Annotated in this window: 18 protein-coding genes; 10 read left to right on the top strand and 8 right to left on the bottom strand. The window is 59.6% G+C overall.

Translation table 11 applies throughout. The features are described 5' to 3' along the window. Positions 1-153: 153 nt before the first annotated feature. Positions 154-837, top strand: a complete 684-nt coding sequence (gene recO, locus ACWKWM_RS05575) for a DNA repair protein RecO (RefSeq protein WP_483845365.1) — start codon at positions 154-156, stop codon at positions 835-837. Between the two features lie 68 nt (positions 838-905). Then, entirely contained in the window at positions 906-1652 is a 747-nt protein-coding gene (pdxJ, locus tag ACWKWM_RS05570; RefSeq protein ID WP_483845172.1) for a pyridoxine 5'-phosphate synthase, read from the top strand. Between the two features lie 125 nt (positions 1653-1777). Here pdxJ and cmoB read toward each other — a convergent pair whose 3' ends face one another. The 3 genes from cmoB to ACWKWM_RS05555 form a co-directional block, all read right to left on the bottom strand. Then, entirely contained in the window at positions 1778-2737 is a 960-nt protein-coding gene (cmoB, locus tag ACWKWM_RS05565) for a tRNA 5-methoxyuridine(34)/uridine 5-oxyacetic acid(34) synthase CmoB (RefSeq protein WP_483845171.1), read from the bottom strand. Continuing rightward, positions 2734-3477, bottom strand: coding sequence for a carboxy-S-adenosyl-L-methionine synthase CmoA (gene cmoA / locus ACWKWM_RS05560; RefSeq protein ID WP_483845170.1), 744 nt, complete (start codon positions 3475-3477; stop codon positions 2734-2736). The genes cmoB and cmoA overlap by 4 nt, the downstream gene beginning before the upstream one ends. Positions 3478-3582: 105 nt before the next feature. After that, positions 3583-4245, bottom strand: a complete 663-nt coding sequence (locus ACWKWM_RS05555) for an NADPH-dependent F420 reductase (RefSeq protein ID WP_483845169.1) — start codon at positions 4243-4245, stop codon at positions 3583-3585. A gap of 98 nt (positions 4246-4343) precedes the next feature. Between ACWKWM_RS05555 and ACWKWM_RS05550 the strand changes: the two genes are divergently transcribed. Then, on the top strand, positions 4344-5288 hold the full coding sequence (locus tag ACWKWM_RS05550) for a LysR family transcriptional regulator (RefSeq protein ID WP_483845168.1): 945 nt from the start codon (positions 4344-4346) through the stop codon (positions 5286-5288). Positions 5289-6252: 964 nt separating this feature from the next. Here ACWKWM_RS05550 and ACWKWM_RS05545 read toward each other — a convergent pair. Continuing rightward, positions 6253-8373, bottom strand: coding sequence for a TonB-dependent siderophore receptor (locus ACWKWM_RS05545; protein WP_483845167.1), 2121 nt, complete (start codon positions 8371-8373; stop codon positions 6253-6255). Between the two features lie 428 nt (positions 8374-8801). On the opposite strand from ACWKWM_RS05545, the gene ACWKWM_RS05540 reads away from it, so the two are divergent. The 3 genes from ACWKWM_RS05540 to ACWKWM_RS05530 all read left to right on the top strand — a co-directional run bounded on the left by ACWKWM_RS05540 (position 8802) and on the right by ACWKWM_RS05530 (position 15540). Further along, on the top strand, positions 8802-10823 hold the full coding sequence (locus tag ACWKWM_RS05540) for an acyltransferase family protein (RefSeq protein ID WP_483845166.1): 2022 nt from the start codon (positions 8802-8804) through the stop codon (positions 10821-10823). 225 nt (positions 10824-11048) lie between these two features. Beyond that, entirely contained in the window at positions 11049-13319 is a 2271-nt protein-coding gene (gene katG, locus ACWKWM_RS05535) for a catalase/peroxidase HPI (protein WP_483845165.1), read from the top strand. 424 nt (positions 13320-13743) lie between these two features. Beyond that, entirely contained in the window at positions 13744-15540 is a 1797-nt protein-coding gene (locus ACWKWM_RS05530) for a methyl-accepting chemotaxis protein (RefSeq protein ID WP_483845164.1), read from the top strand. Positions 15541-15568: 28 nt separating this feature from the next. Here the strand turns inward: ACWKWM_RS05530 and ACWKWM_RS05525 are convergent, their stop codons facing one another. Continuing rightward, a complete protein-coding gene (locus ACWKWM_RS05525; protein ID WP_483845163.1) occupies positions 15569-16477 on the bottom strand; it encodes a LysR substrate-binding domain-containing protein in 909 nt (302 codons plus the stop codon). Between the two features lie 85 nt (positions 16478-16562). Between ACWKWM_RS05525 and ACWKWM_RS05520 the strand changes: the two genes are divergently transcribed. Beyond that, positions 16563-17351, top strand: a complete 789-nt coding sequence (locus ACWKWM_RS05520) for an NAD(P)H-dependent oxidoreductase (protein ID WP_483845162.1) — start codon at positions 16563-16565, stop codon at positions 17349-17351. A 75-nt stretch (positions 17352-17426) separates the two neighbouring features. On the opposite strand, the gene ACWKWM_RS05515 is transcribed toward ACWKWM_RS05520, so the two are convergent. The 3 genes from ACWKWM_RS05515 to lon form a co-directional block, all read right to left on the bottom strand. Continuing rightward, entirely contained in the window at positions 17427-17861 is a 435-nt protein-coding gene (locus ACWKWM_RS05515) for a GNAT family N-acetyltransferase (protein ID WP_483845161.1), read from the bottom strand. 1 nt (position 17862) lies between these two features. Beyond that, entirely contained in the window at positions 17863-18255 is a 393-nt protein-coding gene (locus ACWKWM_RS05510; RefSeq protein ID WP_483845160.1) for a protease inhibitor I42 family protein, read from the bottom strand. A 180-nt stretch (positions 18256-18435) separates the two neighbouring features. After that, positions 18436-20856, bottom strand: coding sequence for an endopeptidase La (gene lon / locus ACWKWM_RS05505; RefSeq protein ID WP_483845159.1), 2421 nt, complete (start codon positions 20854-20856; stop codon positions 18436-18438). A 263-nt stretch (positions 20857-21119) separates the two neighbouring features. On the opposite strand from lon, the gene ACWKWM_RS05500 reads away from it, so the two are divergent. The 3 genes from ACWKWM_RS05500 to ACWKWM_RS05490 are packed head-to-tail and all read left to right on the top strand — an operon-like array spanning position 21120 to position 25056. Continuing rightward, a complete protein-coding gene (locus ACWKWM_RS05500; RefSeq protein WP_483845158.1) occupies positions 21120-21806 on the top strand; it encodes a methylamine utilization protein in 687 nt (228 codons plus the stop codon). Next, positions 21790-24144, top strand: coding sequence for a putative bifunctional diguanylate cyclase/phosphodiesterase (locus ACWKWM_RS05495; protein ID WP_483845157.1), 2355 nt, complete (start codon positions 21790-21792; stop codon positions 24142-24144). Before ACWKWM_RS05500 ends, ACWKWM_RS05495 begins: the two co-directional genes overlap by 17 nt. A 24-nt stretch (positions 24145-24168) precedes the next feature. Continuing rightward, positions 24169-25056 (top strand): DUF3034 family protein, encoded by an 888-nt coding sequence (locus ACWKWM_RS05490; RefSeq protein ID WP_483845156.1) that lies wholly within the window; start codon positions 24169-24171, stop codon positions 25054-25056.

Here is a 25056-nt window from a genome sequence, read left to right as displayed (position 1 = left end):
GCCGATTTAAATGTGGGAGGGAGCTTGCTCGCGATGAGGATGTAACACTCAGCATTGATGTTGGCTGTTGCACCGGCATCACGAGCAAGCTCCCTCCCACACTGGTTTTGGGTTGTGTGAAAACCGCGTTCTTTCATTGAGAAGTGCATGTCCTTGATCGCACCCGCCGGCCAACTTGCTTATGTGTTGCATAGTCGCGCCTACCGAGAAACCAGCGCGTTGGTGGATTTCATCACGCCTCAAGGTCGGCTGCGGGCCGTGTTGCGCAGTGCCCGTGGCAAGGCCGGCACGCTCGCCAGACCCTTCGTACCGCTGGACATCGAGTTTCGCGGGCGGGGCGAATTGAAAAACGTTGGCCGCATGGAGGCGTTCGGTGTGTCGTGCTGGCTCGAAGGCGAAGCGCTGTTCAGTGGTCTGTACCTCAACGAACTGCTGATTCGGCTGCTACCCGCCGAAGACCCGCACCCCGGTGTGTTTGATCATTACGCCGCCACTCTTGGCGCATTGGCTGAAGGCCGTCCGCTGGAACCATTATTGCGTTCGTTCGAGTGGCGTCTGCTGGACGACTTGGGTTACGGTTTTGCCCTCGACGTGGACGTCAACGGCGATCCGCTTTCAGCTGACGGCATGTACCGCCTGCAAGTGGACGCAGGCCTTGAGCGCGTTTACCTGTTTCAGCCTGGGCAATTTCAGGGCGCCGAATTGCTGGCTATGGCTGAAGCCGACTGGACTTCACCCGGCGCGCTGTCGGCGGCCAAACGCTTGATGCGCCAGGCGCTTGCGGTTCATTTGGGCGGGCGTCCACTGGTCAGCCGTGAGCTGTTTCGCAAACCCTGACACTTACACCTATCGCATGCATTGCCAGGCGTTGTTGCCTGGTCAGATCAGATTTTCAGGAGAACCCCGTGACTCAAAGCACCCGCATTCTTCTTGGCGTGAACATCGACCACGTCGCCACGCTGCGTCAGGCCCGTGGCACCCGTTATCCCGATCCGGTCAAGGCTGCGCTTGATGCCGAAGAAGCCGGCGCCGATGGCATCACCGTTCACCTGCGTGAAGACCGTCGGCACATTCAGGAGCGCGATGTGCTGCTGCTCAAGGACGTATTGCAGACCCGCATGAATTTCGAAATGGGCGTGACTGACGAGATGATCGCGTTCGCCGAGCGTATTCGTCCGGCGCACATTTGCCTGGTGCCGGAAACACGTCAGGAACTCACCACCGAAGGCGGGCTGGACGTCGCAGGCCAGGAAGCGCGGATCAAGGCTGCTGTGGATCGGTTGTCCGCCATCGGCTGCGAAGTGTCGCTGTTCATCGACGCCGACGAGCGTCAGATCGAAGCGTCAAAGCGCATCGGCGCGCCAGCGATTGAACTGCATACCGGCCGCTACGCCGATGCGCAATCGCCCACCGAAGTGGCTGAAGAGCTCAAGCGTATCGCCGACGGTGTGGCCTTTGGGCTAGGGCAGGGATTGATCGTCAATGCCGGTCACGGGCTGCATTACCACAACGTCGAAGCGGTAGCGGCGATCAAAGGCATCAACGAGTTGAACATCGGTCACGCGTTGGTGGCACACGCCTTGTTCGTTGGTTTCAAGGCAGCAGTTGCCGAGATGAAGGTGTTGATTCTGGCGGCCGCCTACAAAGCCTGATGCGACGCGAACCAACCCTGCAGGAGCGCGCTTGCCCGCGAGTTGCGATGAGTCAGCCAACATCTTTGTGGCTGACCCGCTGCCATTCGCGGGCAAGCGCGCTCCTACAGGCGCGTTTTCCGTAGCTAAGGCTTACGCCCTACAATCACCGCGCGGCGGGGTGCTGGCAGGCCTTCCACGGTTTTGCTGTGGTCCTCGGGGTCGAGGTAGTCACGCAACGACTGAAACCGCATCCACTCAGTACTGCGTTGTTCTTCGACCGTCGTGGTGCTGACATCGACGCAGCGCACATCGACAAAGCCCGCTCGCCTGAGCCACAACTCCAGCGCGGGTACCGAAGGCAAAAACCATACGTTGCGCATCTGCGAGTACCGGTCTTCCGGGACCAGCACTTGCTGCGCGTCGCCTTGCACTACCATTGTCTCCAGCACCAGTTCGCCACCTTTGACCAGGCAATCCTTCAGCGCCAGCAAGTGATCGATCGGCGATTTGCGGTGATACAGCACCCCCATGGAAAATACCGTGTCGAAGCCTTCCAGCTTGGGCGGCAAGTCTTCCAGAGTGAACGGCAAGTGCCACGCCGGCAGATCCGGCAAAAAGCGCTGCATGGCCTGAAACTGGCAGAAGAACAACCAGTTTGGATCGACGCCAATCACGCAATCAGCGCCTGCACCCAGCATGCGCCACTGGTAATAGCCGTTGCCGCAGCCGACATCCAGCACGCGCTTGCCTTTGAGATCCAGATGCGGCGAAACCCGCGACCACTTCCAGTCCGAGCGCCATTCGGTGTCGATGTGCACGCCGAACACGTTGAACGGCCCCTTGCGCCAAGGCGACAGGCCCATCAGCGCTTTGCGCGTCTGTGTCCGGACTTCACCGTTGCAATCGGCTTCAAGGGTAAAGCTGTCTTTCAGATCGATAAGTGTGGGCGTCAGGGCCGGCAACGCATTCAGTGCGCCTTGCCAGCGTTCCAGGTCGCCGTGACCTTTTTCCATCTTGGTGTCGAGTTGCGCCTGCAGCGTTTGCGCCCAGGTATACAGGGGGGTGCCCGCCAGACGGCGGACCAATGGATCAAGATCAATCATGGCAGGGCAATCAAAGAGGCGAAATTAAGGCACTGGAACCACGGCACGACTTTCGAAAACCCCGCAGCCATCAGGCGTTCACGATGTTGCTCAAGGCTGTCGGGTTTCATCACGTTTTCAATGGCGCTGCGTTTTTGCGCGATTTCCAGCTCGCTGTATCCATTGGCGCGCTTGAACGCGATGTGCAGATCGGTGAGCAACGCCTGTTCTTGAGGGTCATCGAAACGCAGCTTTTCCGAAAGAATCAGCGCGCCCCCCGGCAGCAACGACTGGCGAATGCGGCCCAACAATGCCAGGCGCTGGTCTGGTGCGATGAATTGCAAGGTGAAGTTCAGCGCCACCACCGAGGCCGGCTGAAACTCAAGCGCGAGAATGTCACCCTCGATCACTTCAACCGGTAGCAGCTCCTGAAACATCGAGTCCTGAGCGTTGAGGTATTCGCGGCAGCGCTCGACCATCGCGCTGGAGTTATCCACAGCGATGACCCGGCAATCTTCCGTGCGCACGTGGCGGCGCAACGCTTGAGTGACTGCTCCCAATGAACTGCCCAAGTCATACAACACGCTGTGGGGCTGAGCGAACTGCGCGGCCAGCACGCCGAGGTTTTCGACGATCGTCGGATAACCCGGCACCGAGCGCTTGATCATGTCCGGGAACACCCGCACCACGTCCTCATTGAAGGCGAAGTCCGGCACCTGAGGCAGCGGTTGGGCGAAAAGGCGGTCGGGGTCTTGGCTCACGATGATTCCGGTGGGGGCGACGAAAAGTGCGGCATTTTAGCCAATTACCGCACCCGGCCGAAACCTCATCTCATCACTCGGTCATTTACCTTCAATCAATGGCGATCAATGCCGCCAGGAGCCGTGCTCCAGTTCGACATCCCGCTGCGCCGCCGCCAACGCTGCGATCAACCCCGTGCGATCCAGCGCAATGCAATAGGCAGGTTTTGCCCGCTCAAAACGCCAGCTTTCCTCCAGCCCGCCAGCATCTACGCTGTCGAAACCGATGTGGTCCAGCAGGTCGATGACCAATGTTTTGGCGGCGGGATCATCCGAGGCAACGGGCAGCGCGCGCCGATCAGCCGCACCAGCAGGGCGTGCGTCGGTCAGCAAGTCGTTCGCCAAAATCGCATTGAACACCTTGACCACCTTAGAACCCGAAAGATGCTCTGCCAGCAGCTGGCTGGTGGTGGTTTCAAACTGATCGAGCGCGGGTATTCGTCCATCGCGCTCAGGGTAATAGTTGTTGGCATCCAGTACGGTTTTGCCTTCCAGCAGCGAGGCGGGGAGGCTGCGGTAATGCTCCAGCGGGATGGCCACCAGCACTACATCGCCAAAAGCGGCAGCGTCCTCGACGGTGCCTACCTTGGAGCCGGGAATGCCGCTGGCCACGCTGCTCAATGATTTGGGGCCGCGTGAGTTACTCAGCAATGCTTCGTGACCGGCCGCGATCACCAGTTGGGCCACTGCGCGGCCGATAAAGCCTGCTCCGATAATTCCGATTCGCATGTGAGTGCTCCTTTGAGGAAGTGAGCGGCCATGGTGATTGACATCCGGTGAGTGATAAATGACTGTCGGTGACTTGCTCTCTCAACTGTGGGTGTCGAATGATTGACCGACTGAGCAGCATGAATGCGTTCGTGGTGGCGACCGAGGAAGGGTCCTATGCCGCGGCTGCACGGCGTCTGGATATGTCACCGCAAATGATCGCCAAGCATGTGGCCGCCCTGGAACAACGGCTCGGCACGCGCTTGCTGAACCGCACGACCCGTCGACAAAGCCTGACAGAGGTGGGAGCAGCGTACTACGAGCGCTGCAAGCACATTCTGACTGAGGCCGAGGCGGCCGATTCCCTGGCGCAAGTCATGAACGCCACGCCGCGAGGGAAATTGCGGATCAGCGCCCCGGTTACGTTCGGCTCCTGGAGCTTGATGCCGTTCGTGACAGCGTTTTTGCGGCGGTATCCTGAAGTGGAGATTGATCTGCACCTGACCGATCGCTTTGTCGATCTGGTGGAAGAGGGGTATGAGGCGGCGTTCCGTCTGGGGCCGATCGCTAATTCAAGTCTGACGGCCAGACCGCTGGCGCCTTACAGACTCATCGCCTGCGCGGCGCCTGCGTACATAAAGGAGCGCGGTACACCTGCTGTGCCCGCTGACCTCGCTGAACACGAATGTCTCGGTTACGCGTACTGGTCGCGACCAGCCGACAGTGAATGGCAGTTTCATCAGGGGGAGATGGTGCACCGTGTTCAGGTCCGCAGCCGCTTGCGGGTCAACGAGAGCAAGGCGTTGCTGTCTGCGGCGCTTGATGGATTCGGTGTGGTGCTTGGCCCGCTGGACTTTCTCAAGCCAGCCATCGCGACGGGGCAATTGATCCCGCTGCTGACCGATTTCCAGGCGCCTGTGCGCCAGATGCATTTGCTGTATTCAGCCGATCGCCAACGCACGGCCAAGCTCAGAAGCTTCATTGATGCGGCGGTCGAGTATTTCGGGCCGAGTGCTGACCAGCCCTTAGGTGAGAAAAGCGTTACGACCTTCGCCCAGCGCTAACAGCTTCGCGGGCAAGCCTCGCTCCAACAAGATTGATGTGCACCGATCCGCTTCTGCCCGGAGGGCGCATGAGCCTCGGCGTTTGTAAGATCCGCCTCTGCGCGGAGGGCGTAGGAGCCTTGCTTGCAGGCGATGGGGCGCGAAGCGGTCCCGAAACCATCCACCTCGGTCGTACCTGGCCCACCGCGTGCACAGGTTTACTGCCGCTGCGCGGCAGATCGCGAGCAAGCGGCGCTCCTACGGGCTACGCCCAGAATCAAGAGCAGAGACTCGCCGCGATCCGCCTCTGCGCGGAGGGCGTAGGAGCCTTGCTTGCAGGTGATGGGGCGCGAAGCGGCCCCGAAACTAGCCACTTCGGTCGCACCTGACCCACCGCGTGCACAGGTTTACTGCCGCTGCGCGGCAGATCGCGAGCAAGCGGCGCTCCTACGGGCTACGCCCAGAATCAAAACCGAACGTCGCCGCGATCCGCTTCTGCGCGAGGCGGGTAGGAGCCTTGCTTGCAGGCGATGGGGCGCGAAGCGGTCCCGAAACCAAGCGCCTCGTTCGCAACTGGCCCACCGCGTGCATAGGTTTACTGCCGCTGCGCGGCAGATCGCGAGCAAGCTGCGCTCCTACGGCTACGCCCAGAATCAAAACCGAACGTCGCCGCGATCCGCCTCTGCGCGGAGGGCGTAGGAGCCTTGCTTGCAGGCGATGGGGCGCGAAGCGGTCCCGAAACCATCCACCTCGGTCGTACCTGGCCCACCGCGTGCACAGGTTTACTGCCGCTGCGCGGCAGATCGCGAGCAAGCGGCGCTCCTACGGGCTACGCCCAGAATCAAAACCGAACGTCGCCGCAATCCGCCTCTGCGCGGAGGGCGTAGGAGCCTTGCTTGCAGGCGATGGGGCGCGAAGCGGCCCCGAAACCAGCCACTTCGGCCGCACCTGACCCACCGCGTGATTCAACGCGTCTACCCAACCCTCAATACTTCCAGCTCACCGACGCCATGAAGTTACGCGGGTCGCCGTAGTTGCTCTGGTCGAAGCGTAGGCTTTGCAGGTATTTCTCGTTGGTCAGGTTGTTGAGGTTGAGCTGAGTGCTCCAGTGATCATCGATGTCGTATCGCGTCATCAGGCCGATCAGCGCGTAAGCGTCCTGCTTGGCGGCCGTCGTGGTGTCGTTCTGGGTCTTGCTCTGCCAGCTGACGCTGCCGCCGACTTTGACTTTCGGCGCCATGGGCAGGCGGTAGGTCATTGACGATGTCAGCAAGTGACGCGGGATGAATTTGCGTGCGCGATTATCGTCGTCATCGGTGATGTAGACGTAGGTGTAGCCGCCGTTGACCTGCAGCCCAGGCAGCACTTCGCCAGACGCTTCCAGCTCAATGCCGCTGCTGTCGTAGGACATGGCCTCATACACATAGCCGCCCAGAGATGCGTCGTACGTCGAGTTACCGGCGACGTTGTCTTGTTTGGCATGGAACACCGCCGCGCTGACGTTAAGTTTTTTGTCCATCAGCTGGCCTTTGATACCCGCTTCGTAGCTTTTGCCCTCCAGCGGATCAAGCACCTTGCCCTGTGTATCGAGGTAGTACTGCGGGTTGAAAACCTCGGTGTAGCTGGCGTACAGCGCGTATTCAGGCGTCAGGTCATAGACGATGCCCGCGTAGGGCGTGACCTTGCCGTGGATGCGAACTTCCCGTGCTGAGCCATAGTTTTCACCGTTGCTGTCAGCGCTGAGCATACGGGCGCCGGTGATCAGGTGCAGATCGTCGGTCAGGCTGAAACGCGCGCCGGCGTAAAGGCTCTTCTGCCGATCGGTGTAGTTGGAGGTGGCGTCCGGGAGGGCGGCGTTGTACGTCGGTCGCGGCAAGTAGCCATGCAAAGCGTCGCTAAGCGTTACCGGCGAATAATTGAGGGTGTCGCCATACTGCGAAGACTCACGGTTGCGCTGGCGTGCGGCATTGGCGCCAACGGTCAGCTCGTGTTCGCGACCACCGAGGGTGAACGGGCCGCTGAGGGAAAAGTCGCCGCTCAGCTCCAGGTTCTTGTCTTTGTACTTCGAGCCCAGGCCGCTGTACCCAGTGGCCGAGGTTGCGTCGCTGTACATGTAAAACATTTCAGTGTCTTCGCGGTGCTCGGCGCCGGAGACCGTCAGTTTGGACTTCCAGTCATTGGCGAAGGTGTGCTCCCACTCGCCGAAAGCCCGCTGGGTGTGAATGTTCCAGTACACCCACGGTTGGGCGATGTTCGAATGCGTGCTGCTGTAATGAATGGTCTGGCCGTTGCTGTCGACCAATGGCAGCGCGCCCCAGCTGGCGCCGTTGGCATCGGTTTTCTGATCCTCAAAGCCCACCGTCAGCACATCGCTGTCGCTCAGGTCAAAAGCCAGCATGCCGCTGAAAATGTTCTTTTCGCGCGAGTACCGATCCAGGTATGAATTGCCGTTTTCATTGGCGTAAATCATCCGCCCGCGCACATTGCCCGAGTCAGTCAGCGGGCCGGAAACGTCGACGTCCACGCGGCGCTTGTCCCATGAACCTGCCGTCAGATCAATCTTCGCCTGGGGATCGTAAGTCGGTCGCTTGCGCACGAAGTTGACTGTGGCCGACGGATTGCCCGCCCCGGACATCAGGCCATTGGCGCCGTGCAGGATGTCGACCTGCTCGTAAGGTGCCAGATCGATATCACCCACCAGCAGGCCATTGGTCAGCGGCATGGCCGTGCCGTCGTACTGGAAATTGGTGATGTCGAAACCGCGCGCGGTGAAGTAAGTCCGATCGGTTTCGGCTTTCTGCACGTTGACGCCGGGAGTGCTGGTCAGCACATCGCGGATGCTGTTGAGTTTGAAGTCGTCGATCTGCTCGCGCTTGATATTGGTCACGCCTTGGGGCGTTTCCTGCGTCGTCAGATTCAGGCGCGTGGTCGTGCTGCTCGGCTTGCCCTGATAACCCTCGGAGCTGTCGACATCGCTGCTGACTGCGGTGGAGTTGATGTCAGTGCTCGGCAGATTCAATGTGGTATCCGCCGCATACGCGCTGTTGAAAATACCGAGTGCGATGAGCGAAAGGACGTGGGGTGAGACAGGGGACAAGATGCGCATGAAATGCCAAAACTCCAAAACCGAACACACAGATGAGGACTATTCTCAATTATGTGTAAATCTCAAGTGAGAATCAATGTCAGAAAAATCCTCGGTGCATGTAGGAAGTGTTTCGTTTTTGGTACAGATATGGACTTTTCAGGGGATCGATATTCTGGTTTTGTAGGCCTGATAGCGCATTCGTCCCCCACGCTGGACAGGCTTTCCCGGCTCCTGTAAAAAATCAGCGTTCACTAAAAAATCTGCTTCAAAGCCTTTCTCTGCCGCTTTCTGCGGCACTCGTCATCTCAACTAAATGTGCTAGCGGTAGCTATGTCCGGATTTTCCGTCCGGCGTGAGCTCGTGATGTCGCTTGGCTTAGTTTTGTGCGGCCAATGGCGTTGCCATCACCTGTCATCACCCGTTCATTGCCAAGGAAGATCCCGATCATGGGGAACGTTCATAACCCTGCACTCAAGTACCGCCCCGAAGTCGATGGGCTGCGCGCGGTCGCTGTCATTCCCGTCATCCTTTTTCACTCTGGCCTGCATGTATTCTCTGGCGGATTTGTCGGGGTCGATGTGTTCTTCGTGATCTCGGGCTACCTGATCACGTCGATCATCCTGTCCGAGATGCTGGCCGGGAAATTCTCGCTGGTGACGTTTTACGAACGCCGGGCCCGACGCATCCTCCCGTCGCTGTTCGTGATGATGCTGATCTGCCTGCCAGCGGCGTGGCTGATTCTTGATCCGCCGGACTTCAAATACTTCGCCAAGAGCCTGGTGGCGGTGCCGATCTTTTCGTCGAACCTGCTGTTCTGGCTCGAAAGTGGCTATTTCGATGCTTCCGCTGAACTCAAACCGCTGCTGCACACCTGGACGCTGGCGGTGGAAGAGCAGTATTACGTGCTGTTCCCGCTGTTGCTGATGCTGACCTGGAAGTTGGGCCGGACGTGGATCGTGGCGTTGCTGGCAGTCGGCGCGGTTGCCAGCCTGACGATGGCGCAGATCGGCGCGGCGCAAGGATCGAGCACCAGTTTCTACCTGCTGCACGCCCGGGCCTGGGAGTTGCTGGTGGGATCGTTCATCGCGTTTTACTTCTCCTGGCGCCCCCGGGTTGAAAACGCTCACGGCCCCATCAACCAATTCGCAACGCTGCTTGGGCTGGGGCTGATTGCCTACGCGGTGTTTGCCTTCGACAGCAGCACCGAATTCCCAGGCTTGCACGCGCTTGTGCCTACGCTGGGCGCTGCATTGATCATCCTGTTCGCCACGCCTCAAACGTGGGTCGGGCGTTTGTTGAGCAGTCGCGGCTTCGTCTTTATCGGGCTGATCAGCTACAGCGCCTACCTCTGGCACCAACCGGTGTTCGCCTTCGCGCGGCAGAGCACGCTCAAAGAGCCTTCGGTCGCCGTCATGTTGGTCTTGGCTGTGTTTTCATTGGTGCTGGCCTACCTGAGCTGGCGCTTCGTCGAGCAGGCGTTTCGACAAAAAGCCACGTTCAGCCGGCAGCGGATTTTTGCCTTGGGCGCTGTTGGATCGGTGCTGTTCATCGCGTTTGGCCTCACGGGTTACATAAGCAATGGCTTCAACCAGCGCTTCAATATCGACCGGGGGCTGGACAGCGAATTTGCCGAAACCGATGTTCGCAGCCACTGCGCCAGTAATGACGATGGCAAAAGCGGCGTCGTGGATTTCTGCCTGTTCGGCATGGCCAATGCGCAAGCGAGCCCCGACATGGCGGTGTTTGGCGACAGCCATTCGGAGGCGCTGCTACCCGCGTTCGATGCGGCAGCCAAGGGGCGGGGCGAAACCATCGTGCACATCGGGCTCGGAGGCTGCCCTCCGCTGATGGGGCTCGACGTCGCCAATGGCAATTATGCCCCCGGCGTGTGCACCCGATTGGCTGACAGAGAGTTTGAATACGTCAAATCCCACGGCATCAAGCGCCTGGTGCTTGTTTCACGCTGGACGCTGTATACCGACGGTAACTACGACCAGAGCGAACTCAGCCAGTATTTCCTGGTGTCAGAGCAAAGTCGCAGTAAATCGCGGGAAGCGTCGCGCCAGGTATTCGCGGCGGCGCTCGATCGCACGATCGAGGCCTATCGCAGCATCGGCACCCAGGTGTATGTAGTCGCGCAGGTGCCACAGCAGGTAATCAATCCCAAGAATCTGTATTACCGGTTGGCGCGTCTGGGCGAGGAGCCCGAGCAGCAAAAGTTGCAACTGGTGTCGGACGTTTCAGTGCCGATGGCCAAGCATGACGCGTTGCAGCGCTACTCGCGTGATCTGTTCCAAAGCCAAAGCGCCCGCAATCGCATCAAGCTGGTGACGCTGGATAATCTGTTCTGCAAAGACCAGACCTGTCTGATCGGCGACGACAGTTCCTGGTATCAGGATTTCAATCATCTCAACGCACACGGGGCGAGTTTGATCGTCGGCACCATTGATGCCAGCATTTTTCAATAGCTGAATCTGGTTTCAAATCAGGGGTTGATTCTTGGCGAAAGGCTACGGATCAGCCCCTTTTTTTTGTTTTTTTTAAGTCGCTAAGCGTGCCGCTTCGAACTGTAAAAGAGGCAGCCTATCGTTGGCGTTGGTTTCGTCTATTAGAAGTCTCGGCTGATACGACTAGTATTGATCGAGTGTCGGCTGAAACTGGCTGATCCATACCTGTGAGGACAAATAAAAATCATGTCGACCGAATCGAAGTGCCCCTTTAACCATGCTGCAGGTGGCGGGACGACCAACCGCGACTGGTGGCCAAAACAACTCAATCTGAAAATTCTGCACCAGCATTCCCCCTTGTCCGACCCAATGGGTGAGCAATTCGACTACGCCAAAGAATTCAAAAGCCTGGACCTCGCCGCCGTCAAACAAGACCTGCATGCGCTGATGACCGATTCTCAGGATTGGTGGCCAGCGGACTTCGGTCACTACGGCCCGCTGTTTATTCGCATGGCCTGGCACAGCGCGGGCACATACCGCACGGGCGATGGTCGCGGTGGTGCGGGCGCGGGGCAGCAACGTTTCGCACCGCTTAACAGCTGGCCGGATAACGTCAGCCTGGACAAGGCTCGCCGGCTGATATGGCCAGTCAAACAGAAATACGGCCGCAAGATTTCCTGGGCTGACCTGATCGTTCTTACCGGCAACGTCGCGCTGGAGTCCATGGGCTTCAAGACCTTCGGGTTTTCGGGCGGCCGCCCCGACGTCTGGGAGCCGGACGAAGACGTGTATTGGGGCGCTGAAACCACGTGGCTGGGCGGCGAAGACCGTTACGGCGCGCAGAAGGTGATGCAACAGCCTGGCGAAGGCACGTTGGTTGCCGAACCTGAAATGCACGGTCAGGAAGAAAGCCGCACCGATAATGGCGAACGCATCCTCGAAAACCCCCTCGCTGCAGTGCAGATGGGCCTCATCTACGTGAACCCCGAAGGCCCTGAAGGTCGACCAGATCCTGTGGCCTCTGGCGTCGACATCCGCGAAACTTTTGGTCGTATGGCCATGAACGATGAGGAAACCGTCGCCCTGATTGCCGGCGGTCACGCATTCGGTAAGACCCACGGCGCAGGCCCGGCTGACAACGTCGGCGCCGAGCCGGAAGCTGCGGACATCGAGCAACAGGGCTTTGGCTGGAAGAACAGTTTTGGCACCGGTAAAGGCGCTGACACTATTACCAGCGGCCTGGAAGTGATCTGGACCTCGACGCCCACCAAGTGGAGCAACGAGTATCTGGAAAACCTGTTCCGCTTCGATTGGGAACTGACCAAAAGCCCCGCTGGCGCCCATCAGTGGACACCCAAAAATGGCGAGGGCGCAGGCACCATTCCGGACGCTCACGACCCCTCAAAACGCCATGCACCGACCATGCTGACTTCGGACCTGGCGCTGCGGTTTGACCCGATCTACGAGCCGATTGCCCGCAACTTCCGGGACAATCCGGATCAACTGGCCGATGCGTTTTCCCGCGCCTGGTTCAAGCTGACTCACCGCGACATGGGTCCGCTGGCACGCTACCTCGGCCCGGAAATGCCGGCTGAAGAGCTGCTGTGGCAAGACCCGATTCCGGAGCTTGATCACGCGGTGGTCGATGAAAATGACGTGGCTTCCCTCAAGAGCAAAGTCTTGGCTTCTGGCCTGACAGTCTCGCAGTTGGTATCGACTGCATGGGCTGCTGCTTCGACGTTCCGCGGCTCGGACAAACGCGGCGGCGCCAATGGTGGTCGCATTCGTCTTGCACCGCAGAAGGATTGGCCGTCCAACCAGCCGGAGCAATTGGCCAGAGTGCTGCAAACCCTGGAGGGCATCCAGCGCGAGTTCAATGGCGCGCAGTCGGGTGGCAAGAAAATCTCAATGGCCGACCTGATCGTGCTGGCGGGCAGTGCGGGTGTAGAGCAAGCAGCGAAAAACGCCGGTCAGTCGGTGACAGTTCCGTTCACACCGGGCCGTATGGATGCTTCTCAGGAGCAGACGGATGTTGAGTCTTTCGGCTTTCTTGAACCGATCGCCGATGGCTTCCGCAATTATCTGAAGGGCAAATATACGGTTTCGGCCGAAGCGTTGCTGGTCGACAAAGCGCAACTGCTGACGTTGACCGCGCCGGAAATGACCGTGCTGTTGGGCGGGCTGCGGGTGCTCAATGCCAATGTCGGACAGAGCAAACACGGGGCGTTCACCCAGCGTCCAGAAGCGCTGACCAACGACTTCTTCGTTAACCTGCTGGACATGAACACTGAGTGGAACGCCATCGCGCCAGGCAAGGACGAATTTCAGGGTCGCGATCGTAAAACCGGTGCCGTGAAATGGACCGGAACTCGCGTCGATCTGGTGTTTGGCTCACACGCTCAGCTTCGCGCGCTGGCCGAGGTTTACGCCAGTGCGGACGCGCAGGAAGGCTTCGTGCGCGACTTCGTGGCGGCCTGGACCAAGGTGATGAACCTTGACCGGTTTGATCTGAAATAAACACCGGTTCTGTAGGAGCCAACGTGTTGGCGAAGCGGTTATCCCGGTATATCCGGGATGGCGCCTCGCGAACAAGTTCGCTCCTACAGTTGCTCCGTCCTTAGAATTTACTGCCGGTTCCCGGCAGATCGTCAGCGAGCTGCACTCCTACGCCCTTCGGGCAGAAGCGGTGAGATGTCGAACTCTGCACTTTTGATTCTGCCCGAAGGGCGTAGGAGTCCGGCTTGCCGACGATGGGCTGCGCAGCGGCCCCGATCTGACCACCGCTCAAACACTGTCGGATTCCACCCGCCGTAAGCAGGCATTTACATAGCGGCCGTGCCCGGCAGATCGTCAGCACAATCCCACGTTAAAGCTTTCGCCCCAACAGCCGATTCATATCCCCTAGAGCACCACTTTCCATCTTGCCCCAGGGAGCCACGGCATGCAGACGTTAAAGGCCTTGTACGAGTCCATCGAAAGGCAGTTTTTCGACTCGTTGACTAAAAAGTTGTCGAGCCTTTTTCTGCTGGTGGTGGTCAGTGGCTTGCTGTACTGGGTGGCGCTGAGCATTCGTGCCGACATCCTGTTTCAGCTGCGCAACGCGCAACTGGACCCCGGGTTGCTGGCGCAGATCGAGGGCAAACTCGATGGCCTGAGCAACGCGATTCTGTTCAGCACGCTGTTCACGTTGTGCCTGGTGAGTTTCATGGTCTGGTATTTCCGTCATCTCATCGTGCGGCCTGTGACGTACATGACTCATGCGCTGGAAGAAATCGCCAACGGCGAGGGCGATCTGTCCAAGGATCTGCCGCTGCTGACCCACGATGAAATTCGCGTGCTGGCCAGCACCTGCAACCGCTTTCTGGCCAAACAGCGGGAGATCATCAGCAACGTTCAGGCGCTGACCGTGCACATTGCCGTTGAGTCGGCGCGCTCGCTCAAGAACATCAGCGACTCCAGCGACAGCGCCACCCATCAGGCGCGTTTTGCCAAGGAAGTCATGGAGCAGAGCAACACAGCAGTGGGGCGCATCGAAGAGGTGTCGCAGCAGACGCAAGGCATTTCCAGTACCACCGCGCAGAACCTGAGCATGGCGCGTGCCTCCTATTCAGAGCTATTGGAGGTGACCGGCAACATCAGCGAAATCTCCCGCAGCCTCAATGAGTTCGGCACGCTGGTGTCGGCGCTCAATCAACGCTCCTCCAGCATCAAATCCATCGTCGGGCTGATCCAGCAGATTTCCTCCCAGACCAACTTGCTGGCGCTCAACGCGGCCATCGAAGCGGCGCGTGCGGGGGAGAGTGGCCGTGGTTTTGCGGTGGTTGCTGACGAAGTGCGTACGCTGGCGCAGAACGTCAGCCGCGCCACCGATGACATCTCGCAAAACATCGACGCCATGCTGCTGGAAGTCGGTTCGACCCACGAGCAAACCACGCAGATCAGCCACAGCGCCCGTGAAACCCAGAAGGTCGTCGAGCGCGCTTCCGGACATTTCGAAAGCATGATCGGGGACTTTGAGTCCACCAACGGCAAGCTCGCTGACATCGCCGGGCACATCCAGCAGTTTGCCGACAGTAACACCGGGATCAACGAGCGCGTGACGCAAATCCATGCTGACAGCCAGTCCATTGACCAGCGCATGCAGCACTCTGCGACGGCGACCCGCGATCTGTCTGGCGTGGCGGAAAAAGTACAGGCGCTGCTGGGCAAATTCGTACTCGGTCATGGCCCGCTGGACGCCGCAATCACCCGCGCCAGCCAGTGCCGCGACGGGTTGCAGTTACGCTTGGCCGAACTGCAAAAGCAAGGGGTCAACCTGTTCGATCAAAGCTACAAACTGATCCCCAATACCGATCCGAAGCAATACATTACCAGTTACACCGAACGCTTCGCCCAGGTCTGTCAGGAAGCCTGCGATGCGCTGACCAAAGGCACGCGCGGCGGTAAAGTCTCGTTCATCGTCGACGCTAAAGGATATTGCCCGGTGAATAACAGCTGGGTGTCGAAACAGCCTACGGGTAATCGCGACGTTGACCTGCCGGTCTGCCGGAACAAACGCATGTTCTCCGACCCCATCGGCTTACGTGCAGCAGCCAATAAACAGCGCTTCCTGCTGCAGACTTACCTGCGTGACACCGGCGAAATCATGACCGAGATCGACGTGCCGTTCTTCTTCGAAGGACGGCATTGGGGCAATTTGCGTTTGGGTTTCGATGCGGCAGTGTTGCTCGCCGATTGAGGCTATCGGGGCGCATGCAGACTGATGGTCACGCTTGATCACCCAAGCCTGCGCCCAACACCGCACGCAACCACTGGTTCGCACCATCGCGATGTACACGCTCGTGCCACACCATCACCATCTCGAACCCTGGCACTTGGACCGGGGCCTCGACCGCTTGTAGATCACTTCTCCCCATCACCAGTCGTGAAGGCAGCATCGCGACCAGATCGGTGCTTGCCAGCACTGACAACGCAAACAGGAAATGCGGCACTGACAGCGCTACGCGGCGGCTCAGTCCGACCTCTGACAGCGATTGGTCTGTCACGCCAAAGAACCCGCCACTGCCTTCTTTGGAAACCAGAACGTGTTCCAGATTGCAGAAGTCTTGCATCGTCATGCGTTGCTTCAAACGCGGATGGCCGATGCGTCCTACGAGCACGTAGCGCTCCTTGAACAAAGACTGTCGGTGCAGACCGGGCGGTGCATCGTCGGCCGACTGAAGCGCGAGGTCGATGGCGCCTTGCTCGGCGTGTTTGAACACGCGCGAAGGACTCAGGTCCAGGACGGCCAGTTGTGTGAGGGGCGCGTCACTGCGAAGACGTTTCAGGGCTGGCAGGACGATGGTCGATTCGCCGTAGTCCGCTGCCCCGATGCGCCAGGTATTCGTCGCCTCAGTCGGGTTGAAGGGCGCGACAGGCGCAACCGCGCGGCCCAGTCCTTCGAGCGCGCGTCTCAATGGCTCGCGCAGCTCGTCAGCTCGGGCCGTCGGCTGCATGCCCCGTGGGCCGGGCAACAACAGCGGATCTCCGAAGATGTCGCGCAGCTTGGCCAGATGCACGCTGACCGAGGGCTGCGACAGGTGCAAACGCTCGGCGGCGCGGGTGACATTGTGCTCGGTGAGCAGAACGTCGAGGGTGACCAGCAGGTTAAGGTCCAAGCGCTGGAGATTGTTCACGTCTATACCTGGGATGTTGGATATTCATTTCCAATATACCCGCCGTCGTTTCACTGTGCATGCCTCAGTTACCGGAGGTCATGCCATGAATGTTCTGATTGTTTACGCCCATCCCGAACCCAAGTCGCTGAATGGTTCGCTCAAGGATTTCACCATCAAGCGGCTCGAGGCGGCCGGCCATGGGGTGCAGGTCTCGGACTTGTACGCCATGGAATGGAAAGCGACGGTCGATGCCGATGACAGCCAGGACCCGCCTGTGGGCAAGTACTTCAATCCTTCGCTGGACTCAAAGCACGCGTTCGCCAACGGTCGTCAGCGCGAAGACATCAGCCGTGAGCAGGAAAAACTGCGCTGGGCTGATGCCGTGATTTTGCAGTTTCCGCTGTGGTGGTTTTCGATGCCGGCGATTCTCAAGGGTTGGGTCGAGCGGGTGTATGCGTATGGTTTTGCCTATGGCGTCGGCGAGCATTCGGATGCGCGTTGGGGCAGTCGCTATGGGGAGGGCGCCATGGCCGGCAAGCGCGCGATGCTGATGGTGACGATGGGTGGCTGGGATTCCCATTATTCCGAGCGCGGGATCAATGGGCCGATGGAGGATCTGCTGTTTCCGATCCAGCATGGGGTTTTGCATTACCCGGGGTTCGGTGTACTGCCGCCATTCCTGGTCTATCGCACCAGCCGTGTCGATGAGGTCCGGTTTGCCGAAACGTGTGAGGCGCTGGGTCGGCGGCTGGATGATCTGTGGACAACGCCGCCGATTGCATTTCGGCAGCAAAATGCAGGGGATTACGAGATTCCGGCGTTGACCTTGCGGCCGCAGATCGCGCCGGGTGAGAGTGGGTTTGGGGTGCATGTCCGGGCAGTTGAGGTCTGACGGGGCTTCGGTGTTTGGCGGGCCTCTTCGCGGACGGGTCCGCTCCCACGTTTTTTGACTGTCTGATCGGTCCTTTCAGGCGTTGTGATCGCCTGACCGGATAAACGAATACCGATCAATGTCCGTCCTCAAACTCCAGCCCTGGCCGCTCCAGTATTGGGCTGCGGCGGTGTTGGTCTTGATCACGTCGAGGTGGCATTTGACGATGCCTTCCTGTTCCAGCCCTGACAGGCAGCGCTCAACTAACGAGGCTGCCAGACCCTGGCGTCGATATTCCGGTGCCACGACCAGGTGCTGCAAATAGCCACGGCGACCATCGTGTCCGCACATCACGCATCCAGCGAGCGCGCCATCGAGTTCGGCGACGAAGCTCAAGTCGGGATTACGCTGCAGATACCGGGCGGTAGATTCCCGTGAGTCGGCATCCCGGAACGTAACGCCTGGGGTGCGCTTCATCAGATCAATCACCGCGTCGTAATCTTTCAGGGTCATGACGCGCAGGGTGAACACGTCAGTTCACCGTGATCGCGCAGTCGAAAGTGCGCTCGGGCGGGACCTCCGGCGCCCACGGCTGCTGATAAACCATCATCAGGTGTCCGTCACCGACGTTCGCCGCCTGATAGCGCCAGACTGATTGGCCCGCTGTGCCGACGGTGCCGATGTCTTCGGGGTTGTTGTAAACCTCAGGCCCCAGGCTGCGCAAAATCGACGGCGCAGGGTTTTGCATCAACCAGCGGTGGCCGGTGGTGGGATTGCTGGGGAGCATGAGCAGCAGGGTCTGGCCGGTCTTGAGTTTGATCGGGCAGTCGCTTTGGTCATCGAGGGATACGACTTGTTTGGGTTGCTGGGCGCAAGCGGCCAACAGGGCGAGGCTGAGCGGGACGAGCAGGCGGGCAGGGGTCATAAAGGCTCCGGTCGTGGGCAACGTATGCCGAGCATAACCGAAGCGTGCGGCGGTGAAACCCTGTAGGTGATCCTGCACCTGTAGGAGCGAACTTGTTCGCGAGAAGTCTGGCCAGGCTCAACCTGTGAAGCCGCCTCGCCAACAAGTTGGCTCCTACAGGTTGGGTGTGGGTCTGCTTAGTTAGAACAACACCTTCGCCACATCCGCGAATTTCTTCGCGAAATGCACGGTGATGCCTTCTTTCAGGTAGTCCGGCAGCTCTTCGAAATTGCCACGGTTGGGCTCTGGCAGGATCAGTTCAAAGATCTTCTGGCGCCGCGCTGCGATGACTTTTTCGCGCACGCCGCCAATCGGCAGGACATGCCCGGTCAACGTCAGTTCGCCGGTCATGGCCACGCCTTTTTTCGGTGCCTGATTGCGTGCCAGGGACAGCAGCGCACTGGCCATGGTCACGCCCGCGCTCGGGCCGTCTTTCGGGGTCGCGCCTTCGGGTACGTGCAAGTGCACGAACGCTTCATCGAAGAACGTCTTATCGCCGCCAAACTTCGCCAGATTGGAGCTGACGTAGCTGTAGGCGATTTCCGCAGACTCCTTCATCACGTCACCCAGCTGCCCGGTGAGCTTGAAGCCGCGATTGAGCGTGTGAATCCGCGTGGCCTCGATCGGCAACGTGGCACCGCCCATGCTGGTCCATGCAAGGCCCGTAATGACGCCTGTTCCCGACAGCACTTGTTCGCTGCGGAACACCGGCATGCCCAGCGATGCTTCCAGATCCTTCGGCCCGATCTTGACGACCGTGTCCGGATTGTCCAGCAGCTTGACCACGGACTTGCGCACCAGCTTGCCCAGTTGTTTCTCCAACTGCCGTACGCCGGCTTCCCGCGCGTAACCTTCGATCACGGCGCGCAGAGCGGTGTCGCTGATGCTCAGTTTGTCTTTGGCCACACCGGCTTTTTCAAGCTGCTTGGGCCACAGGTGACGCTTGGCGATGGCGAGTTTTTCTTCGGTGATGTAGCCCGACAGGCGAATCACTTCCATCCGGTCCAACAACGGGCCAGGAATCGAATCCAGGGTGTTGGCGGTGCAGATGAACAGCACTTTCGACAAATCCAGACGCAAGTCCAGGTAGTGATCGAGGAATTCGACGTTCTGTTCCGGATCGAGGGTTTCCAGCAGCGCCGAGGCCGGGTCGCCCTGGAAGCTCTGGCCCATCTTGTCGATCTCGTCGAGCATGATCACCGGGTTCATCACTTCCATGTCCTTGAGCGCCTGCACCAGCTTGCCCGGTTGGGCGCCGATGTAAGTGCGACGATGGCCCTTGATTTCTGCTTCGTCGCGCATGCCGCCGACGCTAAAACGATAGAACGGACGCCCCAAGGACTCGGCAATCGAGCGCCCGACACTGGTTTTACCCACGCCAGGCGGCCCGACCAGCAAGACGATGGAGCCGCTGATCTCGCCTTTATAGGCGCCGACCGCGAGGAATTCCAGGATGCGGCTCTTGATGTCATCAAGGCCTGCGTGATGCGCATCCAGGGTTTTGCGTGCGTGCTTGAGGTCGAGCTTGTCCTTGCCGAACACGCCCCACGGCACGTAAGTCGCCCAATCCAGATAATTGCGCGTGACGGCATATTCCGGCGAACCGGTTTCCAGCACCGACAGCTTGTTGATCTCTTCGTCGATACGCTTGCGGGCCTGTGAAGGCAGGGTTTTGCCCACCAGCCGCTCTTCGAACTGCTCGATGTCGGCGCTGCGATCGTCTTTGGTCAGCCCTAACTCTTGCTGGATGACTTTGAGCTGTTCTTTCAGGAAGAACTCGCGCTGATGCTCGCCGATCTTGCGATTCACTTCGGCAGAGATTTCCTTCTGCAGGCGCGCAACTTCCACTTCCTTGCGCAGCATCGGCAAGACTTTTTCCATGCGGCGCAGCACCGGGACGCAATCAAGCACGGCCTGCAGGTCAACGCCGGTGGCGGAGGTCAGGGCAGCAGCAAAGTCGGTGAGCGGCGAAGGGTCGTTGGGGCTGAAGCGGTTGAGGTAGTTTTTCAGCTCTTCGCTGTACAGCGGGTTCAGCGGCAGCAGCTCTTTGATCGCGTTGATCAGCGCCATGCCGTAGGCCTTGACCTCGTCGGTCGGCTCGTTGGGCTGGTGCGGGTACTCGACCTCCACCAGAAACGGCGGGCGATGGTGCTTGAGCCAGTTCTTGATGCGCACGCGGCTCAGGCCTTGGGCGACGAACTGCAATTTGCCATTGTCGCGGCTGGCGTGGTGCACCTTCACCAGCGTGCCGTATTCGGGCAGCGCCTTGGTGTCGAAGTGGCGTGGGTCGTCTGGCGGGGTGTCCATGAAGAACAGCGCCAGCGAGTGATGATCGGACTTGCTGACCAGTTCTAGCGTTTCGGCCCAGGGCTCTTCATTGACGATGACCGGCAAGACCTGCGCCGGAAAGAAAGGGCGGTTGTGAATCGGGATGATGTAGACCTGATCCGGAAGGTTCTGGCCTGGCAGCGCGAGGCTTTTACGGTCGGAGCCAAGGCTGAATTCGGGTTCGTCGTCGAAGTCGTCTGAGGAATTCTGTGAGTCTGCTTGCTGGTCGCTCATGGGGCACCTGCGCAAATGGAGATGTGCCTTAGATGGGGCAGTCGCCCTCAGGTTTCAATAGCTATGGTCGATAGCATTGAAGATGGAATGCGATAGATAGAAATGAGCAGCATATTTTGCCTTTCGTCGGCAGCATTTGCTTGATGGCTATACGCCTTCCTTAATGAAGGAAGGCTAGTTTTCCGTCGGCTGAGTGGGCTGAAACATAAAATCCGCCAGGGCTGGCACTTCCTTTATCAGCGTGACTGCTCTGGACTGTTTGTATGACTCATGCTGTTTCGTTCTATCTGGCCGCTGCTTTTGTGGCCTTCATCAGCAGCGCTGCCAGCGCCGCGACCCTGAATGCCGAGTTTTTCGACGCCCAAGGCAAGCCGGTGAAAGACGCCGTGTTGACGCTCAAAGGACCTGCGGGCCTGGCGAATCCGCCGCTCCAGGCCGACATGGACCAGCGCAATCAAGAATTCGCGCCACATGTGCTGGCAGTGCGTACCGGCACCGAAATCAAATTTCCCAACAGCGATAACATCCGCCATCAGGTCTATTCCTTTTCTGCGCCCAAACGTTTTGAGCTTCGGCTATATGGTGGCACCCCCTCTGCGCCGGTGTTGTTCGACAAGCCTGGGGTTGTAGTGCTTGGCTGCAACGTCCACGACTGGATGTTGGGCTATGTTTACGTGACCGACGATGCCTGGTTTGGTGTGAGCAACGAAAAAGGCTCTCTGACCCTCGATCAGCTGCCGCCGGGCCATTACGTGGCCACGCTTTGGCACCCACAGGTGGCCGACATGCAGCCGCTCGCAGGAGGCGACATCGAAATCCCGGCAGGCGGTCTGCATCAGCGCTTCAGCCTTGCGCTCCAGCCCAAGGGCAATGACATGCCGTCAGCGCCGCCTGCGAGTGCGTTTGGCGATGCTTTCAACAAGGCTGCGCACGATGAAGCTGCGCACTAGTTTTCAGGCCCGTATCGCGGGCGTGCTCATTCTCTTGCTGCTGATTGTGGTGGTGGCTGTGTTTTCGGCGGTCAAGGCCGCGACCCAAGAGGCCGTGCAATCCCAGGCCCAGGCTCAGTTGCAAGTGGGCACGCGGGTGTTCGAGGGTTTGCTGGAAATGCGCGGCAAAAGATTGCGCGACGCCGTGCAATTGCTCTCCAGCGACTTCGGTTTCCGCGATGCCGTGGCCTCAGCCGATTCGTCGACCATTCGTTCAGTCCTGCAGAACCACGGCGCGCGCATCAATGCCAGTGACATGTTCCTGCTGGGCATGGACGGCACCGTCATGGCCAGCACCGTTTCGCAAATCCCCGAAGGTTCGCCGTTTCCCTACATTCAGGCGCTGCGTGATTTGAAAGCGCGCAATCAGTCGATGCTCATCGTGCCGCTGCAAGGCACACCTCATCTGTTGGTGGAGAGCACGGTGCTCGCGCCGCTGCCCATCGCTCGGGTGGTGATGGGATTTGCCATGGACAACGATCTGGCGCAGGAACTGCGTTCGTTGAGCGGTCTGGAGGTGTCGTTCCTGTCGGTGGTGCATCAGGTGCCGGGGCAGATCGTCAGCACTCAGCCTGCCTCGCTGTTCGACAGCTTGCGGGCAGTGATGCTTGATCCGTCCCAAGGCCGGACGCAAATGACCGAGCATCAAAGTCAGCGTTTTCTGAGCAAAACGCTGCTGCTCGACACCACCACCGATGCCACCGACGGCCAGGTCGTCGCCTTGCTGCAAAGCCCGCTCGACCAAGCGATGCTCGCGTTTGCGCCACTGGACGAGAAAATTGTCTGGATCACGATCATTGCCTTGATCGGCTCGCTGATCGGTACGTTATTGCTGGCGCGCAGTGTGTCGCTGCCGGTGCGCGCACTGGCCCGTGCCGCCGAGCGTATTCGTCAGGGCGATTATGGCACCCCGGTGATGCTGGAGCGTAGCGACGAGTTGGGGTTGCTGGCAGGCGCGATCAATTCGATGCAACGCGGCATCGCGGCGCGCGAGCAGCAGTTGGCGCACAACGCCCTGCATGACGCGCTTACCGGCTTGCCGAATCGGGCGCTGGCCATGGAACGTCTCGGCAGCGCGATTGCAGCGCAGCGTCCGGTAGCCCTGTTGCATCTGAGCGTAGATAACATTCACTCGATCAGCGACAGCATCGGTACTGAAAGCGTTGATCAACTGCTGCAGGAAATCGCCCGGATCTTGCAACTGCCGCTCGGGCCCGGCGACACGGCCGCGCGCCTGAGTGCGTCAGAATTTCTGCTGCTGGTTGAGCACGCCGAGGCCGACAGCGCTGTCGCACTGGCTGACCGCCTGCAACGCTTGCTCGCCAAGTTGCAGCGTATCGGCGAGCACGACATCACCCTCGATTGTGCCGTCGGCATCGCGGCCTACCCGGCCAATGGCGACGTGGCGTCGGAGCTGCTCAAGCGCGCCGCGATTGCCCGTCAGGATGCCGCGAGCATACCGGGGCGTCTGCAAGTGTATAAAGACGGCCGTGATCTTGCGCACCAGCGTCAGATCAGCCTGATCCGTGACCTGCGGCATGCCGCCCGCAATGGCGAGCTGAGTTTGAATTACCAGCCCAAACTCGACATCCGCCAAGGCCGCGTGCGCGAGGCCGAAGCCCTGTTGCGCTGGCAGCATCCGCGCTTCGGCAGCGTCTCGCCGGCTGAATTCATCCTTCTGGCCGAACGCACTGGCAGCATCCAGATTCTCACCAATTGGGTCATTGAGGAGGCCATGCGGCAAATGGCCGAATGGCGGCTTCGTGGTCTGTACGTGAAGCTTTCCGTCAACATCTCGGCGGACGATTTGCTCAGCGGCGAACTGGCCGACCGCGTGTCGGCATTGCTCAAGTCCTATCGCGTGCCGGCCGAACAGCTTGTTTTCGAGATCACCGAAAGCGCCGTCATGAAGGAGCCCGAGCATGCGTTGCGGGTCCTCAATCGCCTGCGCGACTGTGGCATCAGTTTGTCGGTGGACGACTTCGGCACCGGCTATTCTTCGTTGGCGCACTTGAAGCGGTTGCCGGTGCAGGAATTGAAGATTGACCAGTCTTTCGTGCGTGATCTGGACGAGACCAGCGAAGACGCCGTTATCGTGCGCTCGACCATCGAGATGAGCCACAACCTGGGCCTCAGAGTGGTGGCCGAAGGCGTCGAATACAGCCACAGCCTGCGCTTGCTGGAGCGTTGGCATTGCGACACCGCCCAAGGCTATCTCATCAGTCGGCCGCTCAATGCGGTGGCGTTCGAGGCATGGATGCTCAAGGCGCACCAGTCGCCGGGCGCGATGATTCATTGATCGGTAGACAATTGAAGATTGGACATGACACGTAGTATTTCAGCAGTTTTAAGCCCTGTGTTATTGAGCATCGTTGGCTGCTGCGCGGCCGCTCTGACTTCAGCGGCGTACGCCGAACAGGGCCGCTTGATTGCCACCGGTGGCGCCAGCAGCATCGAGGGCAGCGCCGGCGGCGGGATCATTCCGTGGGCGGTTCTTGCCGGTTATGGCGAGCAGGGCGAGTGGGGCGCCAATGCGTTCGCGACCCACGTCGACCTGCCGGACTACACGCTGGACGTCGCCGGGATGGCAGCCACCTATGGCAATCGCGTGGAGCTTTCCTACGCTCATCAGCGCTTCGACCTGGGCTCGCTGGTCAATAAATTCAGCCTGCCAGATGACAACCTGACGCAGGATATTTTCGGGATCAAGGTGCGGCTGTTTGGCGATTTGATTTACGACAACCTGCCGCAAGTGTCGCTGGGGCTTGAATACAAGCATCAGAATGACTTCGCGATCCCCAAACTGATTGGCGCCCAACGCGATTCGGACGTGGAGGGCTATCTCACTGCCAGCCGCTTGTTCATGGGCGCTGCGTTTGGCTACAACGTTGTGGTCAACGGCGGCTTGCGCTACAGCCGCGCCAATGAAACCGGCTTGTTGGGTTTCGGCGGCGACCGCCGGGATTCGCGCAGCGTGCTCAAGGAAGGGGGTGTGGCCCTGCTGTTCAACCCTCGCTGGGCGGTGGGCGTGGATTACCGCGAGAAGCCGGACAACCTGTCGTTTGCCGGTGAAAGCAATTGGGTCGATGTGTTTGTCGGGTATTTCCCGAACAAGCATGTGTCGTTCGTTTTGGCCTACGCGCGGCTGGGTGAAATCGCCACGCTCGATAACCAGAACGGCACCTATCTGTCGATTCAGGGGAGTTTCTAG

The sequence above is a fragment of the Pseudomonas rosaeacicularis genome, from assembly GCF_057128745.1.
This window is presented reverse-complemented; position numbering and strand designations above follow the sequence as displayed.